The organism is Rhodococcus sp. 15-649-2-2 (genome assembly GCF_002258645.1).
In the GTDB taxonomy this organism is placed as follows: domain Bacteria; phylum Actinomycetota; class Actinomycetes; order Mycobacteriales; family Mycobacteriaceae; genus Rhodococcoides.
The window spans coordinates 242,572-261,909 of sequence record NZ_NPFM01000016.1 but is presented as its reverse complement, the minus strand read 5'-3'; the positions used below and the strand labels follow the sequence as shown (position 1 = coordinate 261,909).

Here is a 19,338-nt window from a genome sequence, read left to right as displayed (position 1 = left end):
CACGAGTAACGATGACCGCATGGGCGTCGACTGGGGGTTCTTCGCACTGGGGCACGAGCACTTCTTCGCGCCGCCCTGGGCGGAGGCCTCGCCCTGGTTGCGGGGTCTTTTTCCCGATCCCGCGCTGCCCTCGCAGTGGATTTCGAGCGACAGCGGGCCGTGGCGGTCGCACAGTCCTGCCGCCCCGCTCTCGCACTCCGGGTGGAAGGTACACATCTCCGCGCATCCTGATCACGCGGCGAGGTCGGTGCAGGACACCGCCCGCGTGTGTGTCGATCACGGTGTCGCGTTCAAGCACCTCCGCTCGTCCGGACTCGTGCATGCGCTGCAGATGAAGTTCGCGCCCACGGCCCACAGCGGCAAGGTCGTGGTGTGTTACCCCGAGCCGGACGCACTGGAGGATCTGTGCCTGGCACTGGTGGACGCGCTCGACGGTGTCGAGGGGCCGGACATCGTCGGTGAACCCAGAATCGGGACCTCATCGGTGCACCTGCGCTTCGGCGCGTTCGTCGGCGAGTGGCTGGCTACCGCGGACGGCGTGGTACCGGCCATCCGTCGCGGTGGGGAGCTCGAGCACGACCGTCGGGGCTCGGCCGGCGAGTCGCCCGCGCACCCGTTCGCCGATGCCGTGGCGGCCGAGCATCGCCGGACGCTGACCGCGGCAACGCTGCCGCTGCGGGACGCGCGGCTGATTCATCGCACCAATGCGGGTGGCGTCTACCGCGGTACGTGGGACGACGGACGCGCCGTCGTCGTCAAGGAAGCTCGTCATCGCGCCGGCCTCGATCTCGACGGCATTGCTTCACCCGTTCGACTCGCTCAGGAACACACTGCGCTACAACGACTCTCCGGGAGCGGAGTTGCGCCCGAGCCGATCTGGTTCGGAACCATCGGCCCCAGCGACTTCCTCGTGATGCAGGACGTAGGGATCGGAACACTGGTTCATCACGAAGCACGCCGTCATCCCGCCGTCATTCCCGGCCTCGACGTCGAGGACTCGGGGTACGTCGCGTGGACCGACGACGTCCTCGCCGCCGTGCGCCGGGCGCTCGACATCATGCACGCCGCAGGTGTCGCGCACGGAGACGTGCATCCGGCCAATGTGGTGATGCAGGAGGATGGTTCGGCGACGCTGATCGATTTCGAGTCGTGTGCGGTCGACGGAGTCTCGTGCTCGCGCGGGATCGCGGCGGCCGGCTACTCGACCGGAGGACCTCCCACTCCGCAGGGCGATCTCGCAGCCGTAGCAAACATCGCCGACGCCCTGGTGCATCCTGCTGCGGCGAACGCTACATCGACAGCGGTGCGCGCCGACATGCTCGCCGCTGCGCGGGCCGATCTCGAGTTGGCCCCGCACGTGGAGCGACTCCCGGCACCGACCGCCGGCGCACTGGTGGACGGAATATGCCGTTCAGCAACGCTCGACGCGTCGGATTCACTGTTTCCCGTCGACCATCGTCGATTTCACGTACTCGGTGCGGGCTTGTCTCTGCTGTGGGGGACGGCAGGGGTACTCGTCGAACTGCAGCGTTGCGGAGCGGACCGCGCGTTTCTCGGTGCCGGCGTGGAGTGGTTGGCGAAAGCGGCACACGCGGTGCCGCAGCTGGCCTCTGGATTCGGGGACGGTGGACACGGAATTGCCTGGGCGCTCAGCGAACTGGGCGATATTTCGTCGGCCGAGCAGGTACTCACTCGCCTGGACGACGGCCGACCCGACCCCTCGTGCCCGTGGTGGCGAAACGGAAACGCCGGCATCGCTCTCGCCTACGCCCACATCGCCCGGGCGACCGGACGCGACGATCTCCGAGACAGAGCGCTCGAGCTCACCGAGTCCCTACCGACGTCGAGCAGTCGACCCGTCGATCACATCCCGGGAATCGGGTTCGGCGGCGCGGGAGTCGCCTGTGCAGCAGACACTCTCGGTAGATTGCTGGACGGGGATACCGGAGCCGTCTCTGCGGCAGCGCTGGACTGGGACCTGCGCTCGTGCGAACAGCGAGCCAGCGGTTTGTACGGTCGACAGGACAGCGTGCTGCTGCCGTACCTGGGACGCGGCAGCGGAGGTGCGGCGGTGGCCGCCCGAATGTGCGGCATCGAGATTGATGCCGACACGGTGGCCGGACTCTCGGCAGCAGCGGCGACCCCGATCGTGGCGTTCGGCGGACTGTACGAGGGCCGAGCAGGATTGGCCGTCGCCGCACACGCGATATCGACGGGTGAGCACCCGTACTTGCCCGAGCTCACTCGGCGGCTCTGCTGGTCCGTAGGCAACGTCGACGGCAATATCATGTTCATGGGTGACCAGAATGCCCGGTACACAACGGATCTCGCGACCGGAGCCGCCGGCGCACTGATAGCACTCGCACAGGATCCGGTAGCCGCATTCGCGTCGAGCTGCGGGTTCTCGACATGACGGGTGTCATGTTCGCGGTGCGCACCGCGTCATACGGAACACGTGATGGCAGGTACTGCCGCTCGGGGGGGTCACTTCGGCAATATTTTCGGTGTCACATTCACACGAACGAGGGGTCCGATCATGAACATCGCCGAACTGCACGAGCTCACCGTCGACAAGTCCGCCGACTCCATCGACATCGTCGCCGCCATGAGCGGGGTTTCGGTCAACGGCTGGTGCGTCTGACCGATCTGCTCTCCTGCGCCGATAGGGTTGGCCCGGTGATCGATAGTGCGAGTCGATTCCCGAGAAAGCAGCCACCGTGACAGCGCAGATCGGCAGTACCCGTTCCCGCGACAGATACCCCAGCGAGTCCGTCGCTTTCGCTGCGACGTGGCTCGTCGTGGGCCTCATTTCATTCCTCGGGCTCACCAACATCTTCGAGCGTCGCGTCGACACCGGGGGGCCGGTCGCTGTGGTGGCGGCTGCGATCGTCGTGTTCGTCGGCACCGTCCTGGCCCTGGCCCAGTACGCACTCGCTCACAACTACATCGGCCCGAGGCTGAGGATTGCAGGGTGGGTCGCAATTCCGCTCGGGATCGTCAACATCCCGCTGTCGGAAACGTGGGAAACCTGCTGCATTTCCGTTGCTGTCGCCGCAACTCTGGTCCGAGGGCGGTGGGCAGGGCTCGCCATCGGAGGCGTATTCGCGCTCGTCACGGCAGCCACCGTGTACGCCGATCGCGACGACGAGCTGGAGGCCTTCGGAATCTTGTTGGGGACCGTCGGATTGGCCGTGGTCCTGATTGCCTTCTCCGAACTCGCTCGATCACTCATCGCACTTCATGCCTCACGAGAGGAGGTGGCCAGATTGCAGGTGGACGCCGAACGGCACCGAATTTCGCGGGATCTGCACGACGTCATCGGTCGCACTCTCGTGACGGCCCTGTTGCGAAACCAGGCCGCAATTCAGCTGTTCACGGTCGATCCGGAGCGAGCACGGGAGCAGCTCGATCACGTCCATCAGGTTCTCAGTGCCGGTCAGGCAGATCTCCGACGGTTGACGACCGGGCCCATCCTGGCCGACCTGGCCTCCGAACTCGCGACGGTCGAAGCCATGTGCGCCCGACTCGACATCGTCTGCCATGCGGAGGTCGAGCCGCCGGAGGACGAGAACGTCGATCGGGTGTTCGCGGCGATCGTGCGGGAAGCGTCGACCAACATGCTCAAGCATGCGCATCCGCGTCGTTGCTCGGTGCGAGTGGCGGTGGAGTCCGCGTCGCACATCCTGGAGTTCACCAACGATGGCATCACCAGGGACGTCGCCGAACGGATCGGTGTTTCAGGTACCGGTATCACTGACCTGACGGGCCAGGTGGCTCGAATCGGGGGGCAGCTCACTGCTGAGTGCAGCACTGACGGAGAATTCGTCGTGCTGGCTCGAATACCGTTGAGCAAGGGAGAGTAAGTGACAATCAGGCTGTTGCTGGCCGAGGACGTGGCACTGCTCGCCGAGGCCTTCGAGGTATTGCTCTCCACCGACCCCGATATCGAGGTCGTCGGGCGAGTGGCCCGTGGAGACGAAGTACGCGCCGCCGCAACGGAGCTGACTCCGGACATCATCCTCATGGACATCGACATGCCAGGGTTGACGGGCATCGAGGCCACCGCCGATCTGCGTCGGGCAGGGATCGTCACACCGGTCTTGCTGTTGACAGCGCTACCTGGCAGCGGACATGTGCACGACGCTCTCGCTGCCGGCGCGAATGGCTATCTGCTCAAGTCCACCGATGCACTTCATCTGCTCGACGGCATCAAGGCTGTCGTCTCCAAGCACACTGTGATCGATCCGGCGCTGGCAGCCGAGGCACTGCGCGCCGGACCGAATCCGCTGCGCGACCGTGAATTGGACGTGCTTCGATTGGTCGACGCGGGATTGTCGACCAAGTCCATCGCAGAGCGCCTGTTCCTCAGCCCCGGAACCGTGCGCAACTACCTTTCCAGTGCCATCACCAAGCTGGGCTCGAACAGTCGACTCGAGGCCATCCGCACCGCACGCGAAAACGGGTGGCTGTAGCGGACCTGGTTGTTCACGATCGTCGCTCGTGCGCGGGAAGCCGCCGACCGGATGCGATCGTGAACCTTCAGGTCCGCTGAATACTCAGCCTCCGTGCGCCTCGACGGCCACGGGCTGCCATTCGCGCCAGTTGGCCAGTCGCGACTCGTAGTCCTTCGTTGCGATCTGCAGCGGTGCATCGCCGAAAAAGACTCGCAGTGGCGGCTTTTCGGCGTCGATTACCTTGAGCAGTGCCGACCGTGTAGCGCTCGGATCACCGGGAGTTGCCTGCCGGGCACTGCGCAGCTTCGCTGCCTTGTCTCGAATCGGGTCGTACGCGGCGATGTCGGTCGACTTCTTGGCAGACGGGCCGGACCAGTCGGTGGAGAACCCGCCCGGCTCGATCAACGTCACATGGATGCCGAAGTCCTCGACCTCCTGGGCCAACGCCTGACTGAATCCCTCGAGGGCCCACTTGGAGGCATGGTACGCACCGACATTCGGGAACGCGGAGATTCCGCCGATGGACGACACCTGCAAGATGTGGCCACTCCCCTGCTCACGCATGAACGGCAGCGCCGCCTGCGTGACCCACAGCGCTCCGAAGACGTTGGTCTCGATCTGCGCGCGGGCGTCCTCCTCAGAGATCTCCTCGATCATGCCGAACTGACCGTAGCCGGCGTTGTTGATGACGATGTCGAGTGAGCCGAACGTGTCGTAGGCCTGCTGGACTGCCGCGAAGTCGGCGGCACGGTCGTTCACATCCAGTTCGATCGGCAGAATCGCATCGCCGTACTGCTCGACGAGATCCTTCAAGGTGTCTGTGTTGCGGGCGGTTGCCGCCACGCGGTCGCCGCGCTCGAGGGCTGCGATCGCCCACTCGCGTCCGAACCCCTTGGATGTACCGGTGATGAACCAAGTCTTCGCTGCCATGAAACTCGTCCCTTCGCTACACGGACAAAAGTAGGGACGACGTCCGCTGCAAACGCCTCTCGGCGAGTGGTCGCTCGTAGCGACAAATGGGGTGAGGCCCGGGGCTTGCCAAGCGAACGCCGTCGAAAGAGTCCAACGAGGTGCCTTCGCCGACTATTCCCCGCACGTCAGCTGTGTTCGGTGATCATCACCGCCATGGTGTTCGGCTCCAGCGCCTCGAAGATGTGCGGCACATCTCCGGGGTAGGCGACGTAGTCGCCCGGGGCCAGTTCGACGGCCTCTCCCGTCGGCCCCACCAGGGCTCGTCCTGCACTGAGCACCACATGCTCGACGACATTCGGCGAGTGCGGGTCCGAGCGCCTCGGCTCGCCGACGTCCGCGCTGATCAGGTAGATGTCCCGTCGGGCGTTCGGCGGTGACGACGCCAGCAGCGTTGCTGTGTAGTCCGCTCTGTCCGACGCGAATCTCGGCCCTTCTCCCGCACGGATCAGGCGGACCGACTGCTTAGCGGGCTCGACCAGTCTGGAGAACGGCACGCCCAGTGTGACGCTGAGCGCCCAGAGGGTCTCGAGACTGGGGTTCCCTGTTCCCGATTCCAGCTGCGACAGAGTCGACTTCGCAATACCGGCACGGCGGGCCACCTCGGCCAGAGAGAGTCCGACGCGTCGTCGTTCCTGCTGGAGGGCTGCGGCGATAGCTGCTATCGGTGGACCGGTATCCGCCATTCGTTCACTCCATCGGTACGTGCGTTTGATTTGACGAACACCCTAACATCGTCCACTATAACGATCATGCGTTCGACATGGCGAACCCTGCAGGGGGTCAACATCCGCGACATCGCGTTGGTCTGTCTGGCCGACGCCCTCGTCGGAGCCTCGTTCGGTGCGATCTCCGTGGCCGCCGACCTGCCGCTGTGGCTACCGGTGGTGATGTCACTGGTGGTCTTCGCGGGCTCCTCACAATTCATCTTCGTCGGCATACTGGCCGTAGGCGGCAACCCCGTCGCCGCAGTCGCGAGCGCTCTGCTCGCCAACGTCCGTCTGGTTCCACTCGGCTTCTCCATCGGAGCTGTGTTCGAGAACGTGTCACCGGTGAAGCGGCTTCTGGGCACCCACCTGATCACCGACGAGGCAGTCGCCTTCACCGTCGTAGAAGAGGACGAATCGAGCCGTCGATCAGCGTTCTGGCTGTGCGGAATCGGACTGTTCGTCACCTGGAACATCGGGGTGCTGATCGGCACGCTCGCCGGTGGCGCGATCACCGATACGGCGGCACTCGGACTCGACGCGGCGTTTCCGGCCATCCTGCTGGGACTGATCATGCCTGCCCTCCGAGACCGAGCTACCCGCAATGCCGCCCTCGTCGGCGCAGTGATCGCCCTGGTCGCCTCGATGTTCCTGCCCAGTGGACTCCCGGTGCTCCTCTCGTTGATCGCCGTCGTTCCGGCCATGCTCTCCACTGCTCCTGGCACCCAGAAGGAACCCGCATGAACCTCACGATCCCGCTGATTGCACTGGTTGTCGGCACCTATGCGCTCCGCATCGCAGGGCCGGCACTGCGCACGCGCATCACTATCTCGCCACGCATCGACAGGATCATGAACACATCGGTTGCCGTGGTGTTCGTCGCGTTGGTCGCGACCTCCACCCTGCTCGTGGGCAAGGAATTCGCGGGCTTCGCGGCCCCGATCGGCGTCACCGTCGCGGGAATACTCGCCTGGCGAAAAGCACCCTTCGTCGTCATCGTGATCGCCGCAGCAGCAACCACTGCGGGGCTGCGCTGGATCGGCGTCAACTGACCATCCGCACACAAACTACATCCGCCGACGCACCCAAATCCGTCCCCCGCGCTCGCCGACACCGCACCCAAGTCCACTCGATGTGACATTGACCCCCGAAAAGGCCACCAGATGTCACATCGAGTGCAGCGGAACGGGAACAATTGCGACCTAGCCATCGAACCTGTCGTCCACTACCGATACGGCAACCACCCGATTGCGCCGCATCAGCGATCTCCCCTGCTGGGTGCCATCGACACACGGCTTCGCCAGGTCATCGATACCTCGAGCCAACTGACCTGAGCGTCCACTATTTCCCTGCAACCACGGAATCCCGCTCCTCGAGCCAAATTGTGGACACTGACAGCAGTCGACTCGAGCAGCCCGATACCGCCGACGCATGCGCGGACCCACCCGTCCCATGGGGTCACCATCTCCCGTACTGCCCCCATTCCCGTTCACCGACGCCCCAAGTCCACTCGATGTGACATTGACCCCCGAAAAGGCCACCAGATGTCACATCGAGTACCGGGGAACGGGAACAATGGAAGAGGAACACGGGAAAACGACTGTCGACATTGGGAGCAGCAATGACCGCGCTGGATGCAGTACGACGACGGTGGCCGAAGACGATGCCTCTGCAGCCGTTGCCGTCGGAGTCGTGGGCCAAGCAGGAGCCCACCTGGAAAGGCGCGAATCCCCAGGTCATCGAGTCCGCTCTCAAGCGCGCAAAGACGCGGACCTCGGGCAACTGGTTCGTGTTCGCCGCCAGTCGCGACATCAAGGCCGACAAGCCGTTCGGTCGTTACGTGGGCACCACCGAACTCGTTGCCTGGCGTGACTCGGCGGGCAAAGTGCACATCGGCCCCGGCGCGTGTCCGCATCTCGGCGCTGCGCTGGACACCGCGAAGATCGAGTGCGACGCGCTGGTCTGTCGCTGGCACGGTCTGGCGCTCGGCCCGAAGGGCAAGGCAGGTTGGCGTCCGGTTCCCGCATTCGACGATGGAGTTCTGGTCTGGGTGCGACTCGACGAGCTCGGCGGTGAGGAGCCGACACCCGTCCCCGTGGTCCCGATCCGCCCGCCCGCTTCGACCGCCATCGCCGGCGTGGTCACTCTCGTCGGCAAGTGCGAGCCCGACGACATCATCGCCAATCGCCTCGATCCTTGGCACGGTGCGTGGTTCCACCCGTACTCGTTCGCGAGATTGAAGGTGGTCAGCGCGCCCACCGAGATCGACGTGCCCGACGAGGAAGATCGCTTCCTCGTCGACGTGACCTTCAGAGTCAGTCGCGGCGTCGGAGTTCCGGTACAGGCCGAGTTCGTCTGCCCCGGTCCCCGCACCATCGTCATGCGCATCCTCGACGGCGAAGGCGCGGGCAGCGTCGTCGAAACGCATGCGACGCCACTGGCCCCAGCAGCCGACGGCACGCCGCGTACGGCCGTCATCGAGGCCACGATCGCCAGCTCCGATCGCCCGGGCTTCCAGATGGCGCGCAAGGTATCCGGACTGCTGCGACCGGCGATGAACTTCACCGCCGCACGCTTGTGGAAGGACGACCTCGACTACGCCGAACGCCGCTACGAACTGCGCTCGACGGGCCGGGCCTGAGTGCAGCTCTACCACGTGTGCTTCGCCGTGCAGGATCTCGACGCGGCGATGTCGGACCTGTCGGCGACGACCGGTGCACGGTGGCGAGCGCCTCGTACAGGAACGCTGGGCGAGTGGACCTATCGCATCGTATTCTCCATCGCCGCTCCACATTTCGAGTTGATCGAGGGCCCACCCGGTAGTCCATGGGACTGCACGACGGGCCCTCGATTCCACCACCTCGGCTTCTGGTCCGACAGCATGGACTTGGACCGCACGGCCCTGGACGGCGTCGGACAAACCGTGTTCGATGCCTGCCCACTCGGCCGGCCGTTCAGCTATCACCGGATCGACAGCATCGGAGCAAACATCGAACTGGTCGACCGCTCAGCCGAACCGGGCTTCCGCACTACGTGGGATCTTTGACCACCTGACCCTCGACGAACTCGGCCAGTTGACCGATGACGGTTCCCCAACCGTCGTAGAAACCGTACTCCTCGTGCATCTTTCGATCCTCTTCGTTGCGGTGCATCACGTGGGCGCGGTAATCCGTTCCGTCGGGATGATCAGCGAACGTGATCACCGCGGTCATGAACAACTGCGGTGCGGGCCGCCATCCCTCGACGAGTGAGTTCGTGAACACGATGCGCTCACCGTCGTCGACGGCGAGGAAACAACCGTCGATATGAGGCTCGTAAGGCCCCCCCGGACTCACTGATCAGTGTGCGGAATGCGCCACCGGGCTTCGGATCCCAGGCATCGACGCGGCACAGCGCGGGAGCGGGAATCCACCACTTCTCGAACTTCGACGGGTCCGTCCACGCACTCCAGACTGCTGCGCGTGGTGCCTTGATGACGCGGGAGATGGTCAAGTCCAGAGCAGGATCGATCGATGTCATTGCGCTTCACTTTCTTTCGAGGTGTCGGTGACGAAGTGTTCGAGGCGATCGGTGCGGGATTCCCAGACGGCCCGCTGTTCTTGTAGCCAGTGACCGGCGACGTCCAAGTTGGCTCGCTCGATCGTGCATGCGCGCACTCGACCGACCTTGCGCGTGCTTATCCAGCCACTGCGCTCGAGCAGACTAATATGCTTCATGAAGGACGGCAGGGTCATGTCGAACGGTTCGGCGAGCTCGCCCACAGTTGCCGGTCCCGACCCGAGCCGACCCAGAACCGCGCGCCGTGTCGGATCGGCCAAGGCTTGGAAAACGTCGTCGAGAAGTTCCGGATACTGAGCCATAAGGCACACTATTGCCGCAGTAATACTTAGCGCAAGGGCTAAGTGTCGGCGACGTCATGCAGGAACTCGACCCCCGCTGCGCCGCAGCACTATTGGAGCTGAAAATTTCTCGAGAAACTGCCCGCAGACTCTTGGCACTCCAAGGGTGAGAGTGCTAATTTCTGTTCTGCACAGTTGAGGAGCGACTCGCCACAGGGGTGAGCGCATCTGCGTACAGGAGGTGGTTGCTGTGCTTCGATTCGATCCGTTCCGTGACGTCGATTCACTGGCTTCGGCGATGCTGGGTGTCTCTTCCGGTTCGGACCGCGCCCCACGATTCATGCCGATGGATCTCTACAAGGTCGATGATCACTACGTACTCAGTGCCGATCTGCCAGGCATCGACCCCGGATCCATCGACGTCGACGTCGATCGCGGCACCTTGACGCTCACCGCTCATCGTTCGGTACCGGAAAGCTCTGGTGTGCAGTGGATTTCCTCGGAGCGCTTCGCCGGAACCTACCGTCGCCAGGTCTCACTCGGTGATGGCGTCGACACCGAGCGTATCGCTGCGTCCTACGACAACGGCGTCCTGTCGGTGACGATTCCGCTCGCAGAGCGTGCGAAACCTCGAAAGATCGACATTGCTCGCACCGAGTCGACCAGCGAGCAGAAGTCCATCGAACACGAGCCGGCCTGAATCGAACCGACCACGACACGGCAGTGGGGGTGATGCGCATGGAATCCGATGCAGTGGTGTGGGCGGAATCGACAGATCGTGAGCACTGGTGGCGCACGGTGGTAGGCGTCGAGACGAGCATGAGGGAATGCTCGACGGCTGATGCGCTCGATCAGTGTCGAGCCGAGCCCCTCGACGACGATCTCTACCCGCATACGCAGCAAGCAGCGTGACGAGAGGGGCCGGCACCGAACACTCGGTGCCGGCCCTCTTCGTCGGAACCCTTACAGCGACAACGAGTAGAACGTGCTCGACGGATCCAGCACGTAGTCCCAGAAAGGCGGACACTCGACGAATCCGTGGCGCACATACAGCCTGCGGGCCGCAGCGAAGTAGTCCTGAGTTCCCGTTTCCAGGCTCACCCGGCCGTATCCGCGTCGACGCGCATCGTCGAGCACGTGAACGAGCAGACTCGACGCCACTCCGCGACCTCGCGCCGCCGCCGACGTGCGCATCGACTTCAGCTCGCCGTGATCGGGTGAAAGCTCCTTCACAGCAACGATTCCCAGCAGTGCGTCCACCGCCCAGGCAGTCCACACAGTGACGTCCGGTCCGCTCAGGCCGGACAGATCGAGGGCGTGCACACTCTCGGCAGGCGAGGTAGCGTGCATGTCCGTGAGATGCTCGGTGAGCAGTGCACGGACTTCCGGACGCGACAGGTCGTCGACCTCTATCCGCATCTCCGACTTCACCGATTCATGAGCTTTTCGATGGCGTCGAACATCTTGAATCTTCCACTCGTGGGCACTGTTTCGATGTCATGTCCCGCGATACCCCAGCTCGACAGAAGGGTGTTGGCAGCCTGCAACCCTGTGGTGGCTGCGCGCTCCATCAACGCCACGGGCAGATCGATGCGGATGCCGTCGCCCGCGAGGACCAGTGCAGGTTCGGGAGTGCGGACCGTAGGCCGCTCGGCGAACGCTCCGAGTCCGAACATGGGGCAGTCGTCTCGCCATTCCGACCGCTCGGCAATCACTTCTGCCGCAGCCGTTTCCGGATAGATCTCGTGCATCCGATCCATCAGTTGCGCGCGGGTGACTTCCTCGGATTCCTCGGCGGCGTAGGCGTGCAGTTCGACGACGGAGCCGCCGGTGCGGGCAGCCCACTGCGCGGCCTCGTCCTCGAAACGTTCGAGCACACTGATGTTGTCGATCGGCGGCATTCCGCCGGTGCCGATGAAGGCGGGGCGATCTGCGTTGACCGGCTTGCTCAGCCACACTCGGTGCACCAGAAACGGTGGTGTGTTCTGCAGCGCCGCAACTTGTTTGCGCCACGCGGACGTCCCCAGTTCGGGTGACTGCTCGAGCACTCGCTGCAATCCGGCGATGTCGGTAGCGAGAACGACGGCGTCGGCGTCGATGATTCCGCCGGCGTCGACGCGGAACTTGCGGAGGCCGCCGCGGGTGATCTCGCCACACGGTGTCGACGTTCTGATCTCGACACCGAGCCCGGTGAGGTACTCACCCAACGGATTCCACAGCGCCTGTGGATACGGGTCACGGGGAACGTCGAAGATCAGCCCCTCGGAAGAACCCAGGAAGTAGATGTGGAACATCATCGCCAGCTCGGCAGCCGACATCTTCTCGGGATCGGCGAAGAAGCTACGCGAGAACACCCCGAACGCCAGATGACGCGCTGCCTCGGGAAAGTTGATGTTGCGCAAAAACTCTGCGGCCGGAGTGGTGTCCAGCTCGTCGAAGGTCTTCGGCACGCTCACCGTCATCAGCGGCAGTGCCGCGATGCCGTTGAGGTCGGTGAGATCTTTCCACCGGAACGTCGGACTGCGCTTGACAAACGCGAAGGCGTTGAGCGGCGGCGTATCGGGCAGGCCTTTGAAACCGTCGATTCGGCCGTCGCCGTCGATCAGCGGGTAATCGTCCACCGGACGCAACCGAGCCAACCCCGGATCTGTGCGGCGTAACAGGTTTCGGAGGTTGTAGTACTGACGAAAGAATGCGTGGAAGCCGCGGCTCATGGTCGCGGGCGAACCGTCCTCGAGTGTCGTGTCCCACCCGCCGACGCGGCCACCGAGGTAGCTCTCGCGCTCGACCACGTGCACCTTCACGCCGCGCTCGGCCAGGGCTGTTGCGGCGCTCAGTCCGGCGATACCGCCGCCGACCACCACCACATGTGGAACGTCGGCCAACTGACCGGCATCGGAATACCCCTGCGGCGCAGCATGGGTGACCTTCTTGGAATCGGTCAACGCTCTTCCTCCGCGGGCCGGGAGCCGAGGAACGTGTGCACCACACCGTTCTGCCATCCGGTCATCGTCTCTCTGGCAACGCCGGTGTAACCCGCACGCTGCATCCGCCGCATGAAGGCAGAGGCACCGTCGAAGGTCACGACACTGCGCCACAGGTGCCGGTACAGGGTGGCGTCGCGAGTCGCCAGCCAACCGAGCGGAATGATGATGCCCCAACTGACCACGTTCCAGGAGATCCTGGCTCGCAGCGAATCGTGTACCGAGTACTCGTGGAATGCGATGGTCGAGCCCGGGCGGAGCAGCGACAGAAGCGATTTGAGCTCGGTGTCGGGTTCGTCGACATTCCTGATGAGATACGCGGCCAGGATTGCGTCGAACGGGCCGTCGACCCCGTTGACCGCCAGGTCCTCGACACGCGAGTGCACGAACGTCACGTTCGCCGGCCAGTCCTTGCTACGGGCCACCTCGAGCATTTCGGCAGACGCGTCGGCAGCGACGATCTCCGCGTGCGGTGCGGCTTCGAGCAGCGCGGCTGTGGATGCGCCCGTGCCGCAACCGATGTCGAGCAGACGCAGGCGCGCACCGAGATCGGGGATCCGCAGGCGCTGAGCTGACTTGAGCAGATGTTCGTGATAGCCGGGGTTCGCTCCGACCAGTCGGTCGTACGCCTTCGCGCCGACGTCGAATGCTCCGGGAACTTCGTTACGCGGCAGTCCGTTCTTACCGACCTTCACAGTGCCTCTTCCTTGCTCACGCGGGCAGAGGGCCCACCCTGGACCGTTACGACATCACCGTGCTGCAACTGCCGTCCGCGCCGCACATCGACGTCGCCGTTGACGCTCACCAGACCGTCGGCGATGACGCCCTTCGCCTCGGCACCGGATTCGATGAGGTTGGCGAGCTTGAGGAACTGACCCAATCTGATCGATTCGTCGCGAATGGGGACATCGTGTGCGTCGGACATGGCTCCATCCTGTACTAGCGCGCCGTTCGCTGCTACCAACGAGTCACATCGACGAACGGAACCTCCGCAATCGCAGGCTGTTGCTCACCACGAACACCGAGGACAGAGCCATCGCGGCACCGGCGAGCATGGGGTTGAGCATGCCCGCAGCGGCCAGCGGAACGGCGGCGACGTTGTAGGCGAAGGCCCAGAACAGGTTGCCCTTGATGGTGCTCAGCGTGCGACGTGAGAGCCGGATGGCATCGCCGACGGCCCGCAGATCTCCTCGCACCAAGGTGAGGTCACTGGCCTCGATCGCCACATCGGTGCCGGTCCCCATCGCGAGGCCCAGGTCGGCCGTGGCCAGCGCGGCCGCGTCGTTGATGCCGTCGCCGACCATCGCGACGACCTTGCCCGACGCCTGCAACTCTCGAACGGCATCGACCTTGCCCGACGGCAACACGCCTGCGATGACCTGGTCGATTCCCACCTCGGCAGCGATGGTCCGGGCGGCGGCCTCGTTGTCTCCGGTCAGCACCACCGGAGTCAGGCCGAGTGCCCGCAGTTCGGCGACGGCCTGCTTCGAGGTCGGCTTGACCGAGTCGGAGACCACCAGCACCCCGCGGGCTTTGCCGTCCCACCCGAGCGCGACGGCTGTCCGGCCCTGATGTTCGGCGGTCTCGAAGGCGTCGGCCAACTCTGCCGGCAGGGGCATCGACCATTCGGCCAGCAATGTGCGACGGCCGATGACGGCAGCGCGCCCATCCACGACGCCCTGCACCCCCAGGCCCTCGAGGCTGGTGAACTCCTCGACAGCCGTGGACTGGGTCGAACCCGCGATGGCCCGGGCGATGGGATGCTCCGAACCCGATTCCAACGCTGCCGCCACGGCACGGACAACGTCCTCGTCCTCACCGTCGGCCACGTGCACCGAATGCAGAGTCATCTCGCCGGTGGTGACGGTGCCGGTCTTGTCCAGTACGACGGTGTCCACGCGTCGGGTGGATTCGAGAATCTCCGGGCCCTTGATCAGAATCCCGAGTTGCGCAGCCCGGCCGGTGCCGACCATCAGTGCGGTGGGCGTGGCCAATCCGAGCGCGCAGGGGCACGCGATGATCAGCACTGCGACCGCAGCGGTGAACGCTCCGGCTGCGGAACTGCCTGCACCGAGCCAGAACCCGAGCGTGGCGACCGAGATCGCGATGACGATCGGTACGAAGATGCCGGAGATGCGATCGGCCAAGCGCTGTGCCTGAGCCTTACCCGTCTGCGCATCCTCGACTGCCTTCGCCATCTGCGCCAGCTGGGTGTCCGATCCGATTCGGCTTGCCCGCACTACGATTCGGCCACCGACGTTGACCGTCGCACCGACCACGGCGTCGCCGATGCCGACCTCCACGGGCACGGATTCACCCGTCAGCATCGATCGGTCGACGGCCGAGGAGCCGCTCTCGACGGTGCCGTCGGTGGCTACCTTCTCACCCGGACGAACGACGAACAGATCTCCGACGGCCAACTGATCGATCGGAATCTGTTGTTCTTTAACACCTTTCAGGACGGAGACCGTCTTGGCACCGAGGTCCATGAGGGCGCGCAGCGCCGCCCCGGCCTGCCGCTTCGATCGACTCTCGAACCAGCGACCCGCCAGAATGAACGTGGTCACCCCCGCCGCGGCCTCGAGGTAGATATTGCCTGCGCCATCCGTCCGCGCGATCGTGAACTCGAACGGATGCGTCATACCAGGTGTGCCCGCGGTGCCGAAGAACAGTGCGTAGAGCGACCACCCCAGCGCCGCAAGGGTTCCCATGCTGACGAGGGTGTCCATGGTCGAGGTACCGTGCCGCAGGTTGGTCCACGCGGCACGGTGGAACGGTAGAGCCCCCCACACGACGACGGGAGCAGCGAGCGTCAGCGACAGCCACTGCCAGTTGGTGAACTGGAAGGCCGGGATCATCGCCATCGCGATGACCGGAAGGCTGAGCACTGCCGAGACGATCAACCGCTGTTTCAGCGGATCGGTAGGGAGTTCGTCCGCGGTCTCGGCGGCAGGCAGCGTGGCGGTGTAACCGGCGGCTTCGACGGCGGCGATCAGATCCTCGGTGGCCACGCCGTCACTGGTGACTCGCGCCTTCTCGGTCGCATAGTTGACCGTCGCCGATACCCCGTCGAGCTTGTTGAGCTTGCGTTCGATGCGATTGGCGCACGACGCACAGGTCATGCCGCCGAGGATCAGCTCTGTTTCCTGGCTCATGCCTGCCCCTCCTGTACCTCGATGGTGAATTCGGCTGTGTGCACGATGCCCCCGTGCTGGAAGTCCAGATAGAGCGCATATGTTCCCGCCGTGGGCGCGTCGACGGTGAAGTCGACCCTCGGGCCCGGCGGCCCTTCTTCGGGGTGTGCGTGCAGGTACGCCAGGTCGTCGGCCCGCAGTGCCACCAGATGTCCGTAGGCACCGAGGTACGGCTCGAGATCGGTGACCTCGCGTCCGTTCTGCTCGATCGCCATGGAAACGGTGGAGTTCGTGCCCGCGGTGACTGCACCGACGAGCGTCACGGTGTAACCGGCGACACTCGATGTCACATTCGGTGGACTCAGGGGCTGCGGCCGATACTCGCCGGGAACGGTCAGCTCGGCTCCGAGGGTGATGTTCTCACCGCCGGCCGGGGTGAAATCAGCGAACAGTCGGTACGGGCCGGGCGTAGTGAGATCGAGAGCCGTCGACCATGTTCCCGACGCGTCACGCATCGGATGTACGTGCTGGAAGTCCGTCAGATCGCGTCGCACGACAATGAGGTGCAGTTCCTTGGTGTGCATGTCGTCGTAGTCGGCCAGAGCAGCCCCGTCCGGTCCCCGGATGGTGAAGGCAACCGGTACGGCCGGGCCGGACTCGACGACGGATCGATCGAGCTCGAGGGTGTAGCCGTCCTGGGTGGCCTGGAGCCCGGCCGGAATCGATGTCTCCTCGTTGTGCTCGTCGTGACCGGTGTGTGACGCGGCCGCGGTTGCCGGGGCCGCTGGTCCGATCGTGTCGCCGACGAACAGTGCCGCGAGAAACAGAAATGCGATCCCCACGAAGAATCCGACGAGTTTGGTGGGGGCGTCGAGTTCCTGCCGTCCGAAGTTCATGACACTACCCTACCCCCCCAGGGTATCTAAGCGGTAGTTCCGAGGTGCATCTTGTAGCCGACGTGGGAGTCGACGAATCCGAGACGGGTGTAGAAGCGATGCGCGTCCGTGCGACGGACATCGGACGTCAGCTGCACCAAAGCGCATCCCCGCCGCTCGGCCTCGTCTATCGCCCACGTGATCAGCGCACCGCCGAGTCCCCGGTTGCGCCACCGAGCGTCCACTCGAACCGCTTCGATCTGCGCCCGCAGCGCTCCCCCGCGCGCCAGCCCCGGAATGATCGTCAACTGCAGTGTTGCCACCACCTCGTCACCGTCCACCACCACGACCTGGAGGTTCCGTGGATCCGACGAGATGTCATCGAGAGCGGCGCGATACCCGTCCATGTCGTCGGCGGACTCCCGCGTGACACCCAGCGGGTCGTCGACCAGCAATGCCACGATCGACTCCAGGTCCGACGCAACCGCCTCCCGCACGACGCACGTCGACCCGTCGGTCAGGTCGAATTCCGTCGGTGTCATTCGGGGGTGAATTGTCATGCGCACGACGGTAAATCATCCGCTTTGTAACGCGAATGACCCCGAGGACGAAATGCCGGGTAACCCACTGGCAACTGCAGTCGGGAAATTCGGTGTCGGGCCGTGAGCGATGGGGATCGAAAACATGATTGTTGGCAAGTCGAAGCGAGTGCGCGTTGCCTTGAGCGCGTTCGCAATCGGAGCACTCGGTGCCGGAGTGGTGATCGCCGCACCGTGGTCCACGTCGTCGACGACTACCGAAGCGTCCATCGAACTGGTGTCGACGGCAACGTGCTACGACATGGTCAGCATCGCCATCGGCGGCCGCGGCGACACGCCCCGCGAGGGCGTCAAGTGGCTCACCACACCCGACGGCGAACGACTGCCTGCCGCGATGTCCGGCGACTACTCCAGCGACTGGATCGACCAGGCCGTACGCGCGCCCAACAACGGCAACGTTGTTCCGGATTCGTACGCCGCGGTGTACGTCGAATACCCCGCCGATCTGTCGAGCTACGAGAACGCCGTACAGACCGGTGTCACCAACTCGCAGACCATCATGAAGTCCATCACGGCGTCCTGCCCCAAGACGCGATTCGCCATCGTCGGGTACAGCGAAGGTGCCGACGTCGCCCGCCGCACCGCCATGGAGGTCGGCAACCAGGTCGCCGCGGCCGACGGCACCTACGGAATCGTCGATCCCTCGCAGGTCGTCGGAGTCGTCATCTTCGCCGACGCCGGCCGCGTCTCGGGAGAAGGCCCCTTCCCCGGTGCCGAGAACCCGTTCAGCAACCCCGACGGTTTCGACACCAAGTACCAGAACGGCAACACCGCTATTCCCGGACAGGGCGCACTGCCCGGCACGTCCGGCGGATTCGGAGCGCTCGACGGCCGAGTGGCGTCCTTCTGCTCCGACGGCGACCTCACCTGCGCACTGCCGGAGAACACGTCACTGATTCACTTGGCCGCCAACGTCGGTCGCCAGGTCAATGCCGACGCGCTGCAGAACGAGCAGCTCACCCCCGCCACCGGTGCAGATCTCGCACTGGCCCTGGGGCGCATCGCAGTCAACGCCTTCAACGACATCGCCTCGCAGCCCAACTGGATGCAGAGCGACGAGACGTTCCTCGACGTGCTGATCAAGGTGTCCGAGCCCAACTACAAGCCCAGCACCGTCACCACTCCCGTCTCGGCCAAGGTCGACGGCGAGCAGGAGCCCATCGAGACCGGTCAGATGGTCGACCTCGTGTACCTGCCGCAGAAGATCTTCCGCGAGATCACCGGCTTCATCTCGTCCAACCAGAACACCGTTCCGGTGATCATGAACGATCCTTACGGCCTGACGTTGGGACCCGGATCGGGACACCACTTCGATTACTGGCGTGACGCCGATGCCGCCAACGGCAAGCCCTTGACCTCGGTGCAGTACGCCGCGGCATGGCTGACCCAGCTGGCAGAGCAGGCCAACAAGGGCGAGCCGGTGAAGACCAAAGAGGTTCAGGAGAAGGCCGGACGGGCAGCGATCGAAACGATCGTGGCACCCGCGACCACCTCGGCAACGCCGACTCCGACGGCCACGACGACCGCACCGGTCACGACCAGTCCCGCAGTGACCACCAGGGTTCCGGTTGCGCCTGCACCCGCCGCAGAAGCACCGGCACCGGCACCGGCGTCCGAGCCGGTCACAACCCCCGAGTGCACCGTCCCCGTCGAGGGTGAGACCCCCGTCGAGGGAGCGCCGCCAGTCTGCGTCACCACGACCGAGACACCCGCTGCAGTAGCTCCCGAGACTGCGGTTCCGACCACGACGGCGGCGGTTCCTGCACCGTAGGTGGAC

At 64.7% G+C, this 19,338-nt stretch carries 20 protein-coding genes and 1 pseudogene; 10 read left to right on the top strand and 11 right to left on the bottom strand.

Annotation, left to right across the window (positions count from 1 at the left end; genetic code table 11):
- Positions 1 to 19: 19 nt before the first annotated feature.
- The 3 genes from CH305_RS08950 (at position 20) to CH305_RS08940 (ending at position 4,472) form a co-directional block, all read left to right on the top strand.
- Positions 20 to 2,413: a phosphotransferase gene (locus CH305_RS08950; RefSeq protein ID WP_094703423.1), complete on the top strand. Its 2,394-nt coding sequence runs from the start codon at positions 20 to 22 to the stop codon at positions 2,411 to 2,413.
- A 304-nt stretch (positions 2,414 to 2,717) separates the two neighbouring features.
- Entirely contained in the window at positions 2,718 to 3,863 is a 1,146-nt protein-coding gene (locus tag CH305_RS08945) for a sensor histidine kinase (RefSeq protein WP_179278234.1), read from the top strand.
- On the top strand, positions 3,864 to 4,472 hold the full coding sequence (locus tag CH305_RS08940; protein ID WP_094703421.1) for a response regulator transcription factor: 609 nt from the start codon (positions 3,864 to 3,866) through the stop codon (positions 4,470 to 4,472).
- Between the two features lie 84 nt (positions 4,473 to 4,556).
- Here CH305_RS08940 and CH305_RS08935 read toward each other — a convergent pair whose 3' ends face one another.
- Together CH305_RS08935 and CH305_RS08930 are read right to left on the bottom strand one after the other, a co-directional pair.
- Positions 4,557 to 5,384 (bottom strand): SDR family oxidoreductase, encoded by an 828-nt coding sequence (locus tag CH305_RS08935; RefSeq protein ID WP_032378836.1) that lies wholly within the window; start codon positions 5,382 to 5,384, stop codon positions 4,557 to 4,559.
- 167 nt (positions 5,385 to 5,551) lie between these two features.
- Complete coding sequence (locus CH305_RS08930) at positions 5,552 to 6,109, bottom strand: helix-turn-helix domain-containing protein (protein ID WP_032378835.1); 558 nt, start codon at positions 6,107 to 6,109, stop codon at positions 5,552 to 5,554.
- 66 nt (positions 6,110 to 6,175) lie between these two features.
- Between CH305_RS08930 and CH305_RS08925 the strand changes: the two genes are divergently transcribed.
- From CH305_RS08925 to CH305_RS08910, 4 genes are all read left to right on the top strand, one after another.
- Positions 6,176 to 6,874 carry an AzlC family ABC transporter permease gene (locus CH305_RS08925; RefSeq protein ID WP_094703420.1) on the top strand — a complete coding sequence of 233 codons (699 nt, stop codon included), beginning with the start codon at positions 6,176 to 6,178 and terminating at the stop codon, positions 6,872 to 6,874.
- Positions 6,871 to 7,182, top strand: coding sequence for an AzlD domain-containing protein (locus CH305_RS08920; RefSeq protein ID WP_094703419.1), 312 nt, complete (start codon positions 6,871 to 6,873; stop codon positions 7,180 to 7,182). The genes CH305_RS08925 and CH305_RS08920 overlap by 4 nt, the downstream gene beginning before the upstream one ends.
- A 569-nt stretch (positions 7,183 to 7,751) precedes the next feature.
- Positions 7,752 to 8,771 carry a DUF5914 domain-containing protein gene (locus CH305_RS08915; protein ID WP_179278233.1) on the top strand — a complete coding sequence of 340 codons (1,020 nt, stop codon included), beginning with the start codon at positions 7,752 to 7,754 and terminating at the stop codon, positions 8,769 to 8,771.
- Complete coding sequence (locus CH305_RS08910; RefSeq protein ID WP_212709781.1) at positions 8,772 to 9,176, top strand: VOC family protein; 405 nt, start codon at positions 8,772 to 8,774, stop codon at positions 9,174 to 9,176. It begins immediately after the preceding gene.
- Here CH305_RS08910 and CH305_RS08905 read toward each other — a convergent pair.
- Together CH305_RS08905 and CH305_RS08900 are read right to left on the bottom strand one after the other, a co-directional pair.
- Positions 9,160 to 9,649: pseudogene (locus CH305_RS08905) on the bottom strand (SRPBCC family protein). The gene CH305_RS08910 and the pseudogene CH305_RS08905 sit on opposite strands and share 17 nt — an antisense overlap.
- A complete protein-coding gene (locus CH305_RS08900) occupies positions 9,646 to 9,990 on the bottom strand; it encodes a helix-turn-helix transcriptional regulator (RefSeq protein WP_094703418.1) in 345 nt (114 codons plus the stop codon). The pseudogene CH305_RS08905 and the gene CH305_RS08900 overlap by 4 nt, the downstream one beginning before the upstream one ends.
- 229 nt (positions 9,991 to 10,219) lie before the next feature.
- Between CH305_RS08900 and CH305_RS08895 the strand changes: the two genes are divergently transcribed.
- Entirely contained in the window at positions 10,220 to 10,669 is a 450-nt protein-coding gene (locus CH305_RS08895; RefSeq protein WP_170944665.1) for an Hsp20/alpha crystallin family protein, read from the top strand.
- A gap of 38 nt (positions 10,670 to 10,707) precedes the next feature.
- Entirely contained in the window at positions 10,708 to 10,881 is a 174-nt protein-coding gene (locus tag CH305_RS29020) for a hypothetical protein (RefSeq protein ID WP_155292641.1), read from the top strand.
- 51 nt (positions 10,882 to 10,932) lie between these two features.
- Here CH305_RS29020 and CH305_RS08890 read toward each other — a convergent pair whose 3' ends face one another.
- From CH305_RS08890 to CH305_RS08860, 7 genes are read right to left on the bottom strand one after another with little or no spacing between them, the layout of a single operon-like run.
- On the bottom strand, positions 10,933 to 11,388 hold the full coding sequence (locus CH305_RS08890) for a GNAT family N-acetyltransferase (RefSeq protein WP_094703489.1): 456 nt from the start codon (positions 11,386 to 11,388) through the stop codon (positions 10,933 to 10,935).
- An 8-nt stretch (positions 11,389 to 11,396) separates the two neighbouring features.
- Entirely contained in the window at positions 11,397 to 12,914 is a 1,518-nt protein-coding gene (locus CH305_RS08885; RefSeq protein ID WP_094703417.1) for an NAD(P)/FAD-dependent oxidoreductase, read from the bottom strand.
- On the bottom strand, positions 12,911 to 13,648 hold the full coding sequence (locus tag CH305_RS08880; RefSeq protein WP_094703416.1) for a class I SAM-dependent methyltransferase: 738 nt from the start codon (positions 13,646 to 13,648) through the stop codon (positions 12,911 to 12,913). The genes CH305_RS08885 and CH305_RS08880 overlap by 4 nt, the downstream gene beginning before the upstream one ends.
- Positions 13,645 to 13,878 carry an RNA-binding S4 domain-containing protein gene (locus tag CH305_RS08875; RefSeq protein WP_032401604.1) on the bottom strand — a complete coding sequence of 78 codons (234 nt, stop codon included), beginning with the start codon at positions 13,876 to 13,878 and terminating at the stop codon, positions 13,645 to 13,647. The genes CH305_RS08880 and CH305_RS08875 overlap by 4 nt, the downstream gene beginning before the upstream one ends.
- 43 nt (positions 13,879 to 13,921) lie before the next feature.
- Positions 13,922 to 16,108 (bottom strand): cation-translocating P-type ATPase, encoded by a 2,187-nt coding sequence (locus CH305_RS08870; RefSeq protein ID WP_094703415.1) that lies wholly within the window; start codon positions 16,106 to 16,108, stop codon positions 13,922 to 13,924.
- Complete coding sequence (locus CH305_RS08865) at positions 16,105 to 16,983, bottom strand: hypothetical protein (protein WP_094703414.1); 879 nt, start codon at positions 16,981 to 16,983, stop codon at positions 16,105 to 16,107. Before CH305_RS08865 ends, CH305_RS08870 begins: the two co-directional genes overlap by 4 nt.
- 26 nt (positions 16,984 to 17,009) lie before the next feature.
- Positions 17,010 to 17,522, bottom strand: a complete 513-nt coding sequence (locus tag CH305_RS08860; protein ID WP_256983621.1) for a GNAT family N-acetyltransferase — start codon at positions 17,520 to 17,522, stop codon at positions 17,010 to 17,012.
- A 124-nt stretch (positions 17,523 to 17,646) separates the two neighbouring features.
- On the opposite strand from CH305_RS08860, the gene CH305_RS08855 reads away from it, so the two are divergent.
- Positions 17,647 to 19,332, top strand: coding sequence for a cutinase family protein (locus tag CH305_RS08855; protein ID WP_256983619.1), 1,686 nt, complete (start codon positions 17,647 to 17,649; stop codon positions 19,330 to 19,332).
- Positions 19,333 to 19,338: the final 6 nt, after the last annotated feature.